Raw genomic sequence first — 17,087 nt, 5'->3', positions numbered from 1 at the left:
TCAATGGAGTGACTGGATGAAAATCATCATCCTCGGTGCAGGGCAGGTCGGCGGTTCGCTGGCGGAACACCTGGCCAGCGAAGCCAACGATATTACTGTGGTCGACACCGATGGCGAACGCCTGCGCGACCTTGGTGACCGCCTGGACATCCGCACGGTACAAGGTCGTGGCTCGTTCCCGACCGTGTTGCGCCAGGCCGGAGCCGATGACGCCGACATGCTGGTCGCAGTGACCAATAGCGACGAAACCAACATGGTCGCCTGCCAGGTCGCCCACACCCTGTTCCACACCCCGACCAAGATCGCCCGGGTTCGCGAAGCCGCGTACCTGACCCGCGAAGAGCAGCTGTTCCAGAACGAAGCGATTCCGGTGGACGTGCTGATCAGCCCGGAACAAGTGGTTACCAACTACATCAAGCGCCTGATCCAGCACCCCGGCGCGTTGCAGGTGATCGACTTCGCCGAAGGCAAGGCGCAACTGGTGGCAGTGCGGGCTTACTACGGCGGACCGCTGGTGGGTCAGCAACTGCGGCAGTTGCGCGAGCACATGCCGAACGTGGAAACCCGCGTCGCGGCGATTTTCCGTCGTGACCGGCCGATCCTGCCCCAGGGCGACACGGTGATCGAGGCCGACGACGAGGTGTTTTTCATCGCCGCCAAGGCGAACATTCGCGCGGTGATGAGCGAAATGCGCCGTCTCGACGAAACCTATAAACGCATCGTCATCGCCGGTGGCGGGCAGATCGGCGAGCGTCTGGCCGAGGCCATCGAAAGCCGTTATCAGGTGAAAATCATCGAGATGAACCCGGCACGCTGCCGTCATCTCTCCGACACACTGGACAGCACGGTGGTGTTGCAGGGCAGTGCTTCGGACCGCGACCTGCTGATGGAAGAGAACATCGCCGACGCCGACCTGTTCCTGGCCCTGACCAACGACGACGAAGCCAACATCATGTCGTCGCTGCTGGCCAAGCGCCTGGGTGCGAAGAAGGTGATGACCATCATCAACAACCCGGCCTATGTCGATCTGATCCAGGGCGGCGACATCGACATCGCCATCAGCCCGCAACTGGCGACCATCGGCACCTTGCTGGCCCACGTGCGCCGGGGCGACATCGTCAGCGTGCACTCACTGCGCCGGGGCGCGGCAGAGGCCATCGAGGCCATTGCCCACGGTGATGCGAAATCGAGCAAGGTGATCGGCAAGGCCATCGAGAACATCGGCCTGCCGCCGGGCACCACCATCGGTGCGATTATCCGCGACGAAGAAGTGATCATCGCCCACGACGACACCGTGATCGAAGCGGGTGACCATGTGATTCTGTTCCTTGTGGATAAAAAGCATATTCGCGATGTGGAGAAGTTGTTCCATGTGGGGTTGAGCTTCTTCTGATCCGGATTTTTTGGTGATCAGGCTGGCCTCATCGCGAGCAAGCTCGCTCCCACAGGGTTCTCGGTCGTACACAGCATTTGTGTTTCTGAAGATCCACTGTGGGAGCGAGCTTGCTCGCGATAGCGGACTTTCAGATCCCGGGCATCTTCCTGACAAATTTTAAAAAGGAATCCACCGATGATCGAATCCCTGGAAAAAATGCTCGCCAAGGGTGTGGATAACTCATTGCTGCGCTTCGGCTTGGGCAAGGGCTATCTGGATCTTGGGGAGAACGCCAAGGCTGCGGAGCATTTCCAACGCTGCGTCGAATTCGATCCGAAGTATTCGGCGGCATGGAAACTACTGGGCAAGGCCCATCTCGCGCTGGCGGACTTTGCGGCGGCGCGGCAGGCCTGGGAGCAAGGCCTGGAAGCCGCTCGCGGCCATGGCGACAAGCAGGCCGAGAAGGAAATGACGGTGTTCCTGAAGAAGCTTGACCGTCAGGCGCACTGATCAGAGATAACGCAAACCGATGCCCTCGGCATCCACCAGCACCACTTCCATACGTACCCGCGGCGCGCCTGTGGGTAAGTCCTGCACCTGACCGTAAACCACCGCCCCCCGGGGCAGCGCCGACAGTTGCGGATGCTTGACGTAAACGCCGGTGGTCGACAGGTTGCGCGTCTGCCCCAGGCAATCACCGATGCTTTCGTGAGTGATCTTGATGCGGAATGACTTGCGGTGTTCGGACATCTTCTGCGCCCTTGAGTGAACGGTTGTGGATAACCCCAAGTCCAGGGTTATCCACAGATCATGCCAATCGATTCAATACCAACGCTCTTCACCCGGTGGACGCTTCTTGAAGCGCTTCATGCTCCACATGTACTGGCTCGGGTACGCCCGCACATAGCGCTCGACCACCTGGCTCATGGCCGCACAGGACTGCGCCGTATCGGTGCTGTACATGGCCTCTGGCGCGGCTTCAAGGATCACTTTGTAGCCGGAACCGTCCGGCAGGCGCAGGGCGTGCAGGAATACGCCGACCGCTTTGCCGCCGGCCAGCATGTTCGGCACGAATTTGCTGGTCAGCGCCTGGGTGGCGAAGAACGGCACGAAGATCCCGGCGGATTCGGACGGTTCCGGATCAGCGGGAATGCCCACTGCACCACCTTTGCGCACTTCCTTGATGACGCTGAGGATGCCTTCTTTTGTGGAAGCGGCGACCTTGTTACCCAACTGCACCCGCTGCTTTTGCAGCAATTCATCCACCGCCTTCAACTTCGGCGGGCGGTAGAAAATGATCGGTTTGCACTGACTGCAATAGAAGTGGTTCAGCACTTCCCAGTTGCCCAGGTGGCTGGTGATGCCGACCACGCCTTTGCCGGAGGCGAGGGCGTCCTTCAATATGTCGAGGCCTTCGACCTCGCGCACCAGGTCGATGGAGCGCTGGGCCGGCCAGATCCAGGCGCAGGCGCTTTCGGTCAGGGACTTGCCGATGTCCTTAAGGCTCTGTCCGACTAAACGTTCGCGCTCGGCGGGGTCCATGTCCGGAAAGCACTTGGACAGATTGATCCGTACCACGTCGCGGGAACGGTTCGGGGTTTTCCACATGACCCAGCCAATCGCCGAGCCCACGGCCTGCACGGCCCGCCACGGAAGCAGGGCAAACAGCCGCAGAGCGCCTACCAGCAAGGCGCCTTTCAACTTATCCACAGGTCACTCCTGATTTTGTGCTGTGCGCGAGGCGGCCATTCTAACCGCCGTTCGCCAACTGCGCGTAGCGGTCGCAGTCCCGGGTGTGATCCATGACCATGCCCGAGGCCTGCATCAGCGCGTAGCAAATGGTCGGGCCGACGAACGTGAAACCGGCTTTTTTCAGGCCTTTGCTCATTTCCACGGCGGTAGGTGTCACGGCCGGGACTTCACTGCGATCCTTGAAATGATTGATCACAGGCACGCCACCGACGAACGACCAGAGAAACGCCACCGGGTCCTCCAGCGCCAGCCAGGCCTGGGCATTACGCCGGGCCGCGTTGAGTTTGAGGCGGTTGCGGATGATGCCGGGATCGAGCATCAACTCGTCGATTTCGGCATCGCTCATTTGCGCCACGCGCTGGACATCAAAACCGAACATCACCTGGCGATAATGCTCGCGCTTGCGCAGCACAGTGATCCAGGAAAGCCCGGCCTGGAACCCTTCGAGCAAAAGCAACTCGAACAAACCCTGCGCATCGCGTAGCGGCGTGCCCCACTCCTGATCGTGATATGCCATGTACAGCGGATCTTCGGAACACCAAAAGCAGCGTGGCATAAGGCTCCAGGGGGCGTGCGCAGCAATGAATCGGGTATACTCCCGCTCTTTAAATCGCAGCCCAAGAAACAGGTGAATTTCGTGAGCCAGCCTACGCCAGCCGTGCGTACCTTCCAAGACTTGATCCTCGCCCTCCAGCAATACTGGGCCGAGCAAGGTTGTGTGGTACTTCAGCCCTACGATATGGAAGTAGGCGCCGGCACTTTCCACACTGCAACATTCCTGCGCGCCATCGGCCCGGAAACCTGGAACGCCGCCTACGTGCAGCCAAGCCGTCGTCCGACTGACGGCCGCTACGGCGAAAACCCGAACCGTCTGCAGCACTACTACCAGTTCCAGGTGGTCCTGAAGCCGAACCCGGACAACTTCCAGGAACTGTACCTGGGCTCCCTCAAGCACGTCGGCCTGGACCCGCTGGTCCACGACATCCGCTTCGTCGAAGACAACTGGGAATCGCCGACCCTCGGCGCCTGGGGTCTGGGCTGGGAAGTCTGGCTCAACGGCATGGAAGTGACCCAGTTCACTTACTTCCAGCAAGCGGGCGGCATCGAGTGCTACCCGGTGACCGGCGAGATCACCTACGGTCTCGAGCGTCTGGCCATGTACCTGCAAGGCGTGGACTCGGTCTACGACCTGGTCTGGGCTGACGGCCCGATGGGCAAAGTGACCTACGGCGACGTGTTCCACCAGAACGAAGTGGAGCAGTCCACTTACAACTTCGAACACGCCAACGTCGACAAACTGTTCGAACTGTTCGATTTCTACGAAAGCGAAGCCAAGCGCCTGATCGAACTCGACCAGCCGCTGCCGTTGCCGAGCTACGAAATGGTGTTGAAGGCTTCCCACACCTTCAACCTGCTGGATGCGCGCCGGGCGATCTCGGTGACCGCGCGTCAGCAATACATCCTGCGTGTACGCACCCTGGCGCGTTCCGTTGCGCAAGCCTACCTGCTGGCTCGCGCCAAGCTGGGCTTCCCGATGGCGACCCCGGACCTGCGTGACGAAGTACTGGCCAAGCTGGAGGCTGCACAATGAGTGCTCTGGATTTTCTGGTTGAACTGGGCACTGAAGAACTGCCACCCAAGGCCCTGAACACCCTGGCCGAGGCGTTCCTCGCCGGTATCGACAAGGGCCTGCAAGCTGCCGGCCTGAACTACGAGACCAAAACCGTTTATGCCGCGCCGCGCCGTTTGGCTGTGCTGATCACCTCGCTGGCCACCCAGCAGCCGGATCGCAGCGTCAACCTCGATGGCCCGCCACGTCAGGCGGCGTTCGATGCCGAAGGCAACCCGACCCAAGCGGCACTGGGCTTTGCCAAGAAGTGCGGCGTCGACCTGAGCGAAATCGATCAGAGCGGCCCGAAACTGCGTTACAGCCAAAGCATCGCCGGCAAGGCGACCGCGAGCCTGCTGCCGACCATCGTCGAAGATTCCCTGAACGACCTGCCGATCCCGAAACGCATGCGTTGGGGCGCGCGCAAGGAAGAATTCGTTCGTCCGACCCAATGGCTGGTGATGCTGCTCGGTGACCAGGTCATCGACTGCACCATCCTCGCTCAGAAGGCCGGTCGCGATTCCCGTGGCCACCGCTTCCACCATCCGGAAAGCGTGCGCATCGGTTCGCCGGCAAGCTACCTGGCCGACCTGCGTGCCGCCTACGTGCTGGCCGACGCCAACGAGCGTCGCGAGATCATCAGCAAGCGCACCGAAGAGCTGGCCACCCGTCAGGAAGGCACGGCAATCGTTCCGCCAGCCCTGCTCGATGAAGTGACCGCGCTGGTCGAATGGCCAGTGCCGCTGGTGTGCTCGTTCGAGGAACGCTTCCTCGATGTGCCGCAAGAAGCGCTGATCACCACCATGCAGGACAACCAGAAGTACTTCTGCCTGCTGGATGCCGACGGCAAGTTGCTGCCACGTTTCATTACCGTGGCCAACATCGAAAGCAAAGACCCGCAGCAGATCATCGCCGGTAACGAGAAAGTGGTTCGCCCACGCCTGACCGACGCCGAGTTCTTCTTCAAGCAAGACAAGAAGCAGAAGCTCGAAGACTTCAACCTGCGCCTGCAAAACGTGGTGTTCCAGGAAAAACTCGGCAGCGTCTATGACAAGGCCGAACGTGTTTCCAAACTGGCTGCCTACATCGCTGCGCGCATCGGCGGCAACGCTTCGTGGGCTGCTCGCGCAGGCTTGCTGTCCAAGTGCGACCTGGCGACCGAGATGGTCGGCGAGTTCCCGGAGATGCAAGGTGTCGCCGGTTACTACTACGCCCTCAACGACGGCGAGCCGGAAGATGTCGCACTGGCGCTGAACGAGCAGTACATGCCGCGCGGTGCTGGCGCTGAACTGCCGAGCACCCTGACCGGTGCGGCCGTGGCCATTGCTGACAAGCTCGACACCCTCGTGGGTATCTTCGGTATCGGCATGCTGCCGACCGGCAGCAAAGACCCGTACGCCCTGCGCCGTGCCGCACTGGGCGTGTTGCGTATCCTGATCGAGAAGCAACTGGATCTGGACCTGAACGACGCGGTGGCCTTCGCTGTGAATGCGTTCGGTACCAAGGTCAAGGCTGCCGGCTTGAACGAATCGGTGCTGGAGTTCATCTTCGACCGCCTGCGTGCCCGTTACGAAGACGAAGGTGTCGATGTTGCGACCTACCTGTCGGTACGTGCCCTGAAACCGGGTTCGGCCCTGGACTTCGACCAGCGCGTGCAAGCGGTACAGGCCTTCCGCAAACTGCCGGAAGCCGCTGCCCTGGCCGCGGTGAACAAGCGCGTGTCGAACTTGCTGAGCAAGGTCGAAGGCTCCGTTCCTACCGTCGTGGAAGCCAAGTACTTCGACAACGCCAACGAGTTCTCCCTGTACTCGGCGATCCAGCAGGCTGACCAGGCTGTACAGCCAATGGCCGCCTCGCGTCAGTACAGCGAATCCCTGGCACGCCTGGCTGCACTGCGCGAGCCGGTGGATGCGTTCTTCGAAGCCGTGATGGTCAACGCGGAGGACGCAAAAGTGCGCGCCAACCGTTATGCGTTGCTGGCGCGTCTGCGTGGTTTGTTCCTCGGCGTCGCCGACATTTCGCTGCTGGGTTGAGGGACTGCTGTTGAAACTGCTGATTCTCGATCGGGACGGGGTGATCAATTACGACTCCGACGCTTACATCAAGTCGGTGGAGGAGTGGATTCCACTCCCCGGTTCGATCGAAGCCATCGCGCAGTTGAGCAAGGCCGGCTGGACGGTAGCGGTCGCTACCAACCAGTCGGGCATCGCTCGCGGCTATTACGACCTCGTCACCCTGGATGCCATGCACGAGCGCTTGCGCGCGCTAGTGGCGGAGCAGGGCGGTGAAGTCGGGCTGATCGTCTACTGCCCGCACGGGCCGGACGAAGGCTGCGATTGCCGCAAGCCGAAGCCCGGGATGTTGAAAACCATCGCCGCTCATTACAACGTGTCGCTGACCAATCTCTGGTTCGTCGGCGACAGCCTTGGTGACCTGGAAGCCGCCAAAGCCGTCGATTCACAGCCAGTTTTGGTAAAGACCGGGAAAGGCGAAAAGACTTTGGGCAAGACCCTTCCGGTTGGCACATTGATTTTTGACGATCTGGCGGCGATTGCCGCAGAACTTATCCACAATTAGAGTGCTTCTGATATTTCCTGATAAAGGATTGATCAGGAGTGCGCTTTATACAGGCGGGTATTGCCCGCAACGGTAAACGTCACCATGTCGATACTGCAGGCCATCAGAACCTTCCTCTTTTACCTGCTGCTGGGCACCAGCTCCTTGCTGTGGTGCAGCTTGAGTTTTTTTATCGCGCCGTTTCTGCCCTTCAAGGCACGTTACCGCTTTATCAACGTGTACTGGTGCCGCTGCGCCCTGTGGCTGAGCAAAGTGTTTCTGGGCATTCGCTACGAAGTGAAGGGGGCCGAGAACGTACCTGAACGGCCTTGCGTCATTCAGTCAAACCACCAGAGCACTTGGGAGACTTTCTTTCTCTCCGCCTACTTCTCACCGCTGAGCCAGGTGCTCAAACGTGAATTGCTCTATGTGCCGTTCTTCGGCTGGGCCATGGCCATGCTGCGACCGATCGCCATCGATCGCGGCAACCCGAAAGCCGCACTCAAGCATGTGGCGCAAAAAGGTGATGAGTTACTCAAGGACAATGTCTGGGTGCTGATCTTCCCCGAAGGCACGCGCGTTCCTTTCGGCACCGTCGGAAAGTTCTCGCGCGGTGGCAGCGCCTTGGCGGTCAACGCCGAATTGCCGGTGCTGCCGATTGCGCACAACGCAGGCAAGTTCTGGCCGAAAACCGGTTGGGCGAAGAAGCAGGGCGTCATCACTGTGATCATTGGCGAGCCGATGTATGCCGCAGGCACCGGACCGCGAGCCGTTGCTGAATTGAACGACCGGGTCCAGGCGTGGAACGAGCAGATGCAACGGGAAATGGGCTCGCTGCCACCGGCTCCCCAAGCGCCGGTTTCAAACGATCAGGTGGCTGTCTGAGATTCTGTGGATAACCTGTGTACCGTTTCATTGAAAATCGTCGTTTTTTGTACGTAACCTTATGATTTTTTTATATATTTCTTAGAATGATAAAAGCCATAAAAACGTGCATAAGTTTTTTTCGGACGTAAAAAAACCGGCTGATATAGCCGGTTTTTTTATGCCCGGAACAATCGCTGACTGTCGCCATGACGAGCGACCTGGATCGCTCGCTTTCATTCTGCAAGCAGCGGAAATTGCAGCCTGAATGTCGTGCCCCGACCCACCTCGCTCTGACACTCGATCCGCCCGCCGTGCCGATCAACCACGGCTTTGACCATCGACAATCCCAACCCCACGCCATCGATACCCTGGGCGGAAGAAAAGCGTCGGTATTGGCTGAACAGTTCGGGTAACTCCTCAGCGGCGATGCCTTTGCCCTGATCGATGAGTTCACAGATCAGCCAACCGTCGTGTTGACTGACGCGCAAACGGATACGAGTACCTGAAACACTGTACTTGATGGCATTTTCCAGCAGATTGAACAACGCCCGGGTCAGCAGCGCCTGATCCGCCAGAACCAGACTTTCCTGTGCCACTTCTTCCACTTGATGAGCCAGTTCGATCTGTTTCTGCTGCGCGATGGGTAGCGCCTGGTCGAACACATCCAGCACAAGCATCGCAAACAGGCTCGGCTGGAACTGATAAGCCTCGGACTCGGCCCTCGCCAGTTGAACGAAACCGTCAGTCAGTTCCAGGGCCCGGCGTACCTGCAGCTCGATTTGATCAAAGAGTTGCAAATCACCGCCCACCTGATGACGGTGGACGTCGAGCAACGCGAGGATGGCCGAGTGAGGCGCCCGCAGGTCGTGGGACAGAAACCGCAACAGGACCGCGCGCTGCTGCTCCGCATCGCGTTCCACACTCAAATCAGTCAGGTTCCATAACCAGCCGACCGGAATCTCACCGTCTACCGGCAACAACCCGGCACGCTCCAAGCGCAGGCTGCGCTCCTTGAGGTCGCGAAACTCCAGCAGCGGCAGTGTCGATAAAGACAAGCCCGGCCCACGACTCATATCCGGATAACCCAGTTGTTTAAGTCGCTTGAGTACATCATCGCCGACCAGATCCCCGCCAAACAGGTCACGGGCCTTGCGGTTGCCGAGCAGAATCTGTCCTTGGGGATCGCTGATCAACGTGGCCACCGGCAAGTACTCCAGGGCATCGGCGATGAATCGGTGGGTATCGCGGGTCAGACTCATGGCTTGTTCCAGCGCCATGATCTGCTTCTGCAAACTGTCGTCACCGGGATACTGGGCACGACGGCGCTCCGGAAACACTTTTGGCTCACTGTCCAGCCGCGCCAATTCCCAACCGAAATAGGTCAGCACCACACTGAGGCGCCGCCAGTTCCAGATCAGATAACCAAACAGCATCCCCAGCACCGCAGGCGTCGGTGACCACCACCAGCGCTTGAACTCCGCAAGACCGACGCTGGTCAGCAACGCACAAGCCATCCCCGTGAGCGTCAGCCAGAGCGCCAGGCGCGGGCGCCACAGCAACAACCCGAGCACGCACGTCACCAGACCAAGGGAAAGCCCTGCGCTCAAGCCTGGGGATGCATCGCCCAAGTTGATTTGCGCGCGATAGGACAGCAACGTCGTCAGCGGCAACAGCACGAGACTTATCCACAACCACTCGCGCACCAATTGCCGAAACAATCGCTGTACCTGGCTTGGCTCTCGGCTTTCACGGCGGCGTTGGTCAAACATGGCCAACAGGGCAGGGCGGAATGAATGGTTTCATGGTGCCTACGTCTGAGGTGTCGACTCAAAGAATCATAGCGGACGCCGCGACCAACGGCGGGCCGCTTGCTTTCACTGTTTCGATTGAGCCGCTATGGTCGATAAGGAGCTGCCCATGCGACAAGGAATCACCCTGTATGCGCGTAGCGATTCTGGACGATGAGCCCGCCGAACTGCGCCGGGTCGAACAAACCCTGCAACAGATGGCCGAAGCCGGAGAGCAGCCGTGGTCGCTGTACAGCTTCGAACGGGGCGAAGACCTGTTGCGCCAACTGCGTAGGGAGACTTTCGACCTGCTGATCCTCGACTGGCAACTGCCTGACCTCACGGGTTTGTCATTGCTGCTCTGGACCCGCGAACACATGGAAGCACCGCCTGCGGCAATCATGCTCACCAGTCGCGACGGCGAAAGCGATATCGTTCAGGCCCTGAATGCCGGCGCCGATGACTACGTCAGCAAACCGTTCCGCCCCAATGAACTCAAGGCCCGGGTTGGCGCGGTCCTGCGTCGACATGCTCAGCAGCGCGCGTCTGCCGAAGGGTTGAGCTTCAATGACCTGGTTTTCGACGACGCCGAACTGACCATCACTCGCGACGGCAAACCAATTGTCATGACCGAACGCGAATACCGCCTGGCGCATTGCCTGTTCAGCAACCTCGGTCGACCGCTGTCGCGGGATTACCTGTACGAACGATTCTGGCCCCATGAAGAAATGTCGTTGTCACGCCCGCTGGACACCCACATCTACCGCCTGCGCAACAAGCTTGGCCTGACAGCGGATCGCGGTTGGCAGTTGCTGACGATTTACGGGTATGGGTATCGGTTGGAGAGTGTGGCACCGGCGAGCGAGTGAAACGCTGGCAATAAAAAAGGCCAACGCAATGCGTTGGCCTTTTCGTTGGTATCGCCCAGGATCAGAAATCCAGGTTGGACACCGCCAGGGCGTTGCTTTCGATGAAGTCACGGCGAGGTTCGACCGCATCACCCATCAGGGTGTTGAAGATCTGATCCGCGCCAATGGCGTCTTCGATGGTCACTTTGAGCATCCGGCGCTGGCTTGGGTCCATGGTGGTTTCCCACAGCTGATCCGGGTTCATTTCGCCCAGACCTTTGTATCGCTGGATGGTGTGACGCTTGGTGCTTTCAGCCATCAGCCATTCAAGGGCTTCCTTGAACTCGGTCACCGGCTTCTTGCGCTCGCCACGCTGGATGTACGCGCCGTCGTCCAGCAGGGTGCTCAGTTGAGCGCCTAGCGAAACGACAGTCTTGTAATCGTTGCTGCCAAAGAAGTCGCGGTTGAAGGTGACGTAGTTCGACAGGCCGTGGGAGATCAGTTCGACCTCTGGCAGCCAGACGTTACGTTCACGGTCTTCACGCAGGCTGGCTTTGTAAACCAGGCCGGACTTCTCGACGGTGCGCAGGCGAACTTCGTACTGAGCCAGCCAATCTTGCATCGCTGCGTGATCGGACAGTTGCTCCATGCTCACCGCTGGCAGGTAGATGAAGTGCTCGGTCAGCTCCTGTGGGTACAGGCGCGACAGACGCTTGAGGGTCTTCATCACCAGACGGAAGTCATTCACCAGACGCTCAAGCGCTTCACCGGAGATGCCAGGTGCTTCTTCGTTCAGGTGCAGGCTCGCATCTTCCAGGGCCGACTGCGTCATGTACTCTTCCATGGCCTCGTCGTCTTTGATGTATTGCTCTTGCTTGCCTTTCTTGACCTTGTACAGCGGTGGCTGAGCGATGTAGATGTAGCCGCGTTCGATCAGCTCCGGCAACTGACGGAAGAAGAAGGTCAGCAGCAGGGTACGGATGTGCGAACCGTCGACGTCAGCATCGGTCATGATGATGATGTTGTGGTAACGCAGCTTGTCGATGTTGTACTCGTCGCGGCCGATGCCGCAGCCCAGCGCGGTGATCAAGGTGCCCACTTCTTGCGAAGAGATCATTTTGTCGAAGCGCGCCTTCTCGACGTTCAGGATCTTGCCCTTCAGCGGCAGGATGGCCTGGGTCCGACGGTTACGTCCCTGCTTGGCGGAGCCGCCAGCAGAGTCACCTTCCACGAGGTACAGTTCGGAAAGGGCAGGGTCTTTTTCCTGGCAGTCAGCCAATTTGCCCGGCAGGCCGGCGATATCCAGCGCACCTTTACGACGGGTCATTTCACGGGCTTTACGCGCCGCTTCACGGGCACGCGCCGCATCGATCATCTTGCCGACGACCAGCTTGGCTTCGTTCGGGTTTTCCAACAGGAAGTCGGAGAAGTACTTGCCCATTTCCTGTTCGACCGCGGTCTTCACTTCGGAAGAAACCAGCTTGTCTTTGGTCTGGGAGCTGAACTTCGGATCCGGTACTTTCACCGAAATGATCGCAGTCAGGCCTTCACGGGCATCGTCACCGGTGGTCGCGACTTTGTGCTTCTTCGCCAGACCTTCGGCTTCGATGTAGGTGTTCAGGTTACGCGTCAGCGCGGAACGGAAACCCACCAGGTGAGTACCGCCATCGCGCTGTGGAATGTTGTTGGTGAAACACAACAGGTTCTCGTTGAAGCTGTCGTTCCACTGCAGGGCGATTTCCACGCCGATGCCGTCTTCGCGCTGAATGTTGAAGTGAAACACCTGGTTGACCGCAGTCTTGTTGGTGTTCAGGTATTCAACAAACGCTCGCAGGCCGCCTTCGTACTTGAACAACTCTTCCTTGCCGCTGCGCTCATCCTTGAGGACGATGCCGACACCGGAGTTGAGGAAGGACAGTTCACGAATCCGCTTGGCCAGGATGTCCCAGCTGAAGTGGATGTTCTTGAACGTCTCGGCCGATGGCTTGAAGTGAATCTGGGTGCCGGTGGTTTCACTCTCACCAACGATTTTCATCGGCTCTTGTGGAACACCGTGGACGTAAGTCTGTTCCCAGATTTTGCCGCTGCGGCGAACGGTCAGGACCAGTTCTTTGGACAGTGCGTTCACCACCGACACACCTACACCGTGCAGGCCACCGGATACTTTGTAGGAGTTGTCGTCGAACTTACCGCCGGCATGCAGTACGGTCATGATGACCTCGGCTGCCGAAACACCTTCTTCTTTGTGCACGTCTACCGGGATGCCACGACCGTTGTCACGAACGGTGATGGACTCATCCGGGTGAATGATGATGCTGATGTCGTCGCAATGGCCGGCGAGAGCTTCGTCGATCGAGTTATCGACCACTTCGAACACCATGTGGTGCAGACCGCTGCCATCGTCGGTGTCACCAATGTACATACCGGGACGTTTGCGTACGGCATCCAGGCCTTTCAGCACTTTAATGCTCGTTGAGTCGTACGTATTTTCTTCGCTCAATGCCTTCACTCCCGATGGTCGTGGGTCTGGGTGATACGGCCCTGTTCCACGTGGAACAGAGCGACTGGCGTTTCCGTCTGCCAGCTTTCCCTCAATAATTCGTGATCTACACAGGTGATAAAGACCTGGCAGCGTAAGTCTTCCAACAAGCGGCAAAGCGCGCGACGGTGGTGCTCGTCCAGCTCGGACGGCAAGTCATCCACCAGATAAATACACTGACCGCGTCGAGCCTGGCTGACCAAGTGCCCCTGGGCAATCCGCAATGCGCAAACCACCAACTTCTGCTGGCCACGGGACAAGATGTCCGCGGCGTTGTGCGCGCCCAGTCTGAGACGCAAATCAGCACGTTGTGGTCCGGCCTGGGTATGTCCCATTTGCTGGTCTCGCTGAAGAGACCCGGCGAGCACGGCACTCAGTTCACGGTCCTTGTCCCAGCCGCGGTAATAGCTGAGCGTCAAGCCTTCAAGCTCAACCAGATCGCTCAAGGTTTGTTCAAAGACTGGTTTCAAGGCTTTGATATAAGCGCGGCGGTATTCATCTATTTCAGCGCTGGCCTGGCACAGTTCCCTGTCCCAAACCGCTTGCGAAACGGCGTCAAGTGTACCATGCCGCAGCCAAGAGTTTCTCTGGCGCAGGGCCTTCTGCAAGCGCTGCCAGGTTGACATGAAGCGCGGTTCCACGTGGAACACACCCCAGTCGAGAAACTGCCGGCGAATCTTCGGCGCACCTTCCAGCAATCGAAAGCTGTCCGGATTGATCAGTTGCAGTGGCAAGATCTCGGCCAGTTGCGCGGCGCTGCGCGCATTCTGCCCATCGATACGAATCTGGAATTCGCCTTGGCGATCCCGAGAAATGCCCAAGGCGCTATGCCCACCCTCCGCCAGTTCAACCTGGCCAAATACCGTACAGGCAAGCTGTTCGTACTGAATGACCGGCAACAGACGGGTGCTGCGAAACGAACGGGCAAGCCCCAGCAGATGGATGGCTTCCAGAACACTGGTTTTGCCGCTGCCGTTGGCGCCGTAAAGAATATTGATGCGGGGGGAGGGGGAGAAGGTCACCGGGTGCAGATTGCGCACCGCGGTGACCGAGACGCGACTTAAGGACATCTAGCTTCTGCTGAGCATGATTACAGACGCATCGGCATGACAACGTAGGCCGAGTCGTCGTTATCCGATTCCTGCACCAGCGCACTGCTGTTGGAGTCGGACAGGATCAGACGAACCTGCTCGGTGGTCATCACACCCAGTACGTCGAGCAAATAGCTCACGTTGAAGCCGATTTCCAGAGAGCCACCGTTGTATTCAACGCCCACTTCTTCTTCCGCTTCTTCCTGCTCCGGGTTGTTCGCCTGGATCTTCAGCTGACCACTGGCCAGTTGCAGACGGATACCACGGTACTTCTCGTTGGACAGAATCGCGGTACGGCTGAACGCTTCCCGCAGAGTCTGGCGATCGCCAAGTACCAGCTTGTCGCCGCCCTTAGGCAGAACACGCTCGTAGTCCGGGAATTTGCCGTCGACCAGTTTCGAAGTGAAGGTGAACTCACCGGTGGTGGCGCGGATGTGGTGCTGACCCAGAACGATGCTGACATTGCCGTCCGGCTCGGTGAGCAGGCGTGCCAGTTCAAGGATACCTTTGCGCGGCACGATGACCTGGTGACGATCCGGCTGACCGATATCGGCCTGCATCGAGCACATGGCCAGACGGTGACCGTCGGTGGCCACGGCACGGATGATACCGGCCGATACTTCCAGCAGCATGCCATTGAGGTAGTAACGCACGTCCTGCTGGGCCATGGCGAAGCTGGTGCGTTCGATCAGACGACGCAGCTTGCTTTGCTCCAGGCTGCAGGTCAGCGAACCCGGGCCTTCTTCCACGGTAGGGAAATCGTTGGCCGGTAGTGTCGACAGGGTGAAGCGACTACGGCCAGCCTTGACCACAAGCTTCTGCTCGTCGACCTTGATGTCGATCAGCGCATCGTTCGGCAGGCTTTTGCAGATGTCCATCAGCTTGCGCGCCGGCACGGTGATGGAACCCGGATCCGCCGGTTCTTCGAGTTGAACACGACCGACCAGCTCGACTTCCAGGTCGGTACCGGTCAGCGACAATTGCTGGCCTTCGACAACCAGCAGCACGTTGGAAAGTACCGGCAAGGTCTGTCGGCGTTCGACGACGCCTGCGACCAGTTGCAGGGGTTTCAACAGGGCTTCGCGTTGAATGGTGAAATGCATGGTCTAGTCCCTTGCCTTAATAAGCTGCGCTGGTGTTCATCAAGTGGTCAGCGTACGCAGCAGGTTCTTGTAGTCCTCGCGGATGTCCGCGTCGGATTCCTTAAGTTCGTTGATCTTGCGGCACGCGTGCAAGACCGTTGTATGGTCGCGACCGCCAAACACATCGCCGATTTCCGGCAGGCTGTGGTTGGTCAGTTCCTTGGACAACGCCATGGCGACCTGACGCGGACGAGCCACCGAACGCGAACGGCGTTTGGACAGCAAGTCGGAGATCTTGATCTTGTAGTACTCGGCGACAGTGCGCTGAATGTTATCCACAGAGACCAGTTTATCCTGCAACGCCAACAAGTCCTTAAGGGATTCGCGAATCAGCTCGATGGTGATATCGCGGCCCATGAAGTGCGAGTGGGCGATCACGCGCTTGAGCGCGCCTTCCAGCTCACGGACGTTGGAGCGAATGCGTTGGGCAATGAAGAACGCGGCGTCGTGAGGCAACTCGACTTTGGCCTGATCGGCCTTCTTCATCAGGATCGCCACGCGGGTTTCCAGCTCAGGCGGCTCGACCGCTACGGTCAGGCCCCAGCCAAAGCGGGATTTGAGGCGCTCTTCAAGGCCTTCGATTTCCTTCGGGTAGCGGTCACTGGTGAGAATGACCTGCTGGCCACCTTCGAGCAGGGCGTTGAAAGTGTGGAAAAACTCTTCCTGGGAACGTTCCTTGCGGGCGAAGAACTGAATGTCATCGATCAGCAACGCATCCACCGAACGGTAGAAGCGTTTGAACTCGTTGATCGCGTTCAGTTGCAGGGCCTTGACCATGTCGGCCACGAAACGCTCGGAATGCAGGTACACCACCTTGGCATTCGGGTTCTTCTTTAATAGATGGTTACCCACAGCATGCATCAAGTGGGTTTTACCCAGGCCGACGCCACCATAAAGGAAGAGCGGGTTGTAACCATGCTTGGGGTTGTCTGCCACCTGCCAGGCGGCGGCGCGCGCCAGCTGGTTGGATTTACCTTCAACGAAATTCTCAAAGGTAAAGGTGCGGTTCAGGTAACTGGTGTGCTTGAGCGCACCTTCAACCTGCACGGTACGTTGCTCGGCGCGCACAGGTGCCTGTTGCGAACTGGCACCAGCCATTGGGTCGAAGCTGTCACGGGAAGGTTCTTCCTCGGTGACCTCGGCCACTTTTTGCGTCGCACGTTTGGTCGACGCGGCGGCAGGCGCTGGTGGCGGACTGACAGGCGCTTGAGCAGCCTGGGCCTGGGAAGCCGCGGCAGCCAGGGGAGCATTGGGCGCGGCACGGGGTGCCGAACTGCGTTTGCTGCCTATTAATAGGGAAAGCGCAGGCGCCATGCCATTGCCGTGCTCATCGAGCAATTCGAGAACACGCCCCAGGTATTTTTCGTTGACCCAGTCCAGAACAAAACGATTGGGCGCATAGACACGCAACTCGTCGCCTTCGGCTTCGACCTGTAGTGGACGGATCCAAGTGTTGAATTGTTGGGCAGGCAGCTCATCGCGCAGAAGCTCCACGCACTGCTGCCAAAGTTCCACTGACAC

General features: G+C 59.0%; 15 protein-coding genes. 7 read left to right on the top strand and 8 right to left on the bottom strand.

Going from position 1 to position 17,087, the window contains the following annotated elements:
- Positions 1–16 precede the first annotated feature (16 nt).
- Positions 17–1,393, top strand: a complete 1,377-nt coding sequence (gene trkA / locus AC3IP0_RS00075) for a Trk system potassium transporter TrkA (RefSeq protein ID WP_008045725.1) — start codon at positions 17–19, stop codon at positions 1,391–1,393.
- 177 nt (positions 1,394–1,570) lie between these two features.
- A complete protein-coding gene (locus AC3IP0_RS00070) occupies positions 1,571–1,885 on the top strand; it encodes a tetratricopeptide repeat protein (RefSeq protein WP_489326385.1) in 315 nt (104 codons plus the stop codon).
- Here the strand turns inward: AC3IP0_RS00070 and AC3IP0_RS00065 are convergent, their stop codons facing one another.
- The 3 genes from AC3IP0_RS00065 to AC3IP0_RS00055 form a co-directional block, all read right to left on the bottom strand.
- On the bottom strand, positions 1,886–2,125 hold the full coding sequence (locus AC3IP0_RS00065; protein WP_489317770.1) for a PilZ domain-containing protein: 240 nt from the start codon (positions 2,123–2,125) through the stop codon (positions 1,886–1,888).
- A 72-nt stretch (positions 2,126–2,197) separates the two neighbouring features.
- Positions 2,198–3,085 (bottom strand): lysophospholipid acyltransferase, encoded by an 888-nt coding sequence (locus tag AC3IP0_RS00060; protein ID WP_008045719.1) that lies wholly within the window; start codon positions 3,083–3,085, stop codon positions 2,198–2,200.
- A 40-nt stretch (positions 3,086–3,125) separates the two neighbouring features.
- Complete coding sequence (locus AC3IP0_RS00055; protein WP_150728125.1) at positions 3,126–3,683, bottom strand: DNA-3-methyladenine glycosylase I; 558 nt, start codon at positions 3,681–3,683, stop codon at positions 3,126–3,128.
- A gap of 81 nt (positions 3,684–3,764) precedes the next feature.
- On the opposite strand from AC3IP0_RS00055, the gene glyQ reads away from it, so the two are divergent.
- The 4 genes from glyQ to AC3IP0_RS00035 all read left to right on the top strand — a co-directional run bounded on the left by glyQ (position 3,765) and on the right by AC3IP0_RS00035 (position 8,177).
- Complete coding sequence (glyQ, locus tag AC3IP0_RS00050; protein ID WP_025112261.1) at positions 3,765–4,718, top strand: glycine--tRNA ligase subunit alpha; 954 nt, start codon at positions 3,765–3,767, stop codon at positions 4,716–4,718.
- Complete coding sequence (gene glyS, locus AC3IP0_RS00045; RefSeq protein WP_489317769.1) at positions 4,715–6,769, top strand: glycine--tRNA ligase subunit beta; 2,055 nt, start codon at positions 4,715–4,717, stop codon at positions 6,767–6,769. Before glyQ ends, glyS begins: the two co-directional genes overlap by 4 nt.
- 4 nt (positions 6,770–6,773) lie before the next feature.
- Complete coding sequence (gmhB, locus tag AC3IP0_RS00040; protein ID WP_489319834.1) at positions 6,774–7,313, top strand: D-glycero-beta-D-manno-heptose 1,7-bisphosphate 7-phosphatase; 540 nt, start codon at positions 6,774–6,776, stop codon at positions 7,311–7,313.
- Positions 7,314–7,397: 84 nt separating this feature from the next.
- Positions 7,398–8,177, top strand: a complete 780-nt coding sequence (locus AC3IP0_RS00035) for a lysophospholipid acyltransferase family protein (protein WP_489317768.1) — start codon at positions 7,398–7,400, stop codon at positions 8,175–8,177.
- Between the two features lie 215 nt (positions 8,178–8,392).
- Here AC3IP0_RS00035 and AC3IP0_RS00030 read toward each other — a convergent pair whose 3' ends face one another.
- The gene (locus tag AC3IP0_RS00030) at positions 8,393–9,928 is read right to left on the bottom strand and encodes a sensor histidine kinase (RefSeq protein ID WP_489317767.1); all 1,536 of its coding nucleotides are present in this window, start codon (positions 9,926–9,928) and stop codon (positions 8,393–8,395) included.
- Positions 9,929–10,098: 170 nt separating this feature from the next.
- Between AC3IP0_RS00030 and AC3IP0_RS00025 the strand changes: the two genes are divergently transcribed.
- Complete coding sequence (locus tag AC3IP0_RS00025; RefSeq protein ID WP_489317766.1) at positions 10,099–10,815, top strand: response regulator transcription factor; 717 nt, start codon at positions 10,099–10,101, stop codon at positions 10,813–10,815.
- Positions 10,816–10,876: 61 nt separating this feature from the next.
- On the opposite strand, the gene gyrB is transcribed toward AC3IP0_RS00025, so the two are convergent.
- Genes gyrB through dnaA form a run of 4 tightly spaced genes read right to left on the bottom strand, consistent with a single transcriptional unit; the run spans position 10,877 to position 17,087 of the window.
- A complete protein-coding gene (gene gyrB, locus AC3IP0_RS00020) occupies positions 10,877–13,294 on the bottom strand; it encodes a DNA topoisomerase (ATP-hydrolyzing) subunit B (RefSeq protein ID WP_223455160.1) in 2,418 nt (805 codons plus the stop codon).
- Positions 13,295–13,299: 5 nt separating this feature from the next.
- Positions 13,300–14,403, bottom strand: coding sequence for a DNA replication/repair protein RecF (gene recF / locus AC3IP0_RS00015; RefSeq protein ID WP_489326384.1), 1,104 nt, complete (start codon positions 14,401–14,403; stop codon positions 13,300–13,302).
- Positions 14,404–14,423: 20 nt separating this feature from the next.
- Positions 14,424–15,527, bottom strand: a complete 1,104-nt coding sequence (gene dnaN / locus AC3IP0_RS00010; RefSeq protein ID WP_489326382.1) for a DNA polymerase III subunit beta — start codon at positions 15,525–15,527, stop codon at positions 14,424–14,426.
- 39 nt (positions 15,528–15,566) lie between these two features.
- Positions 15,567–17,087, bottom strand: a complete 1,521-nt coding sequence (gene dnaA / locus AC3IP0_RS00005; RefSeq protein WP_489317763.1) for a chromosomal replication initiator protein DnaA — start codon at positions 17,085–17,087, stop codon at positions 15,567–15,569.

This window comes from Pseudomonas sp. GL_103, assembly GCF_057835175.1.
Note: the sequence above shows the minus strand (reverse complement) of the source record. Positions and strands in the feature narration are given on the sequence as shown.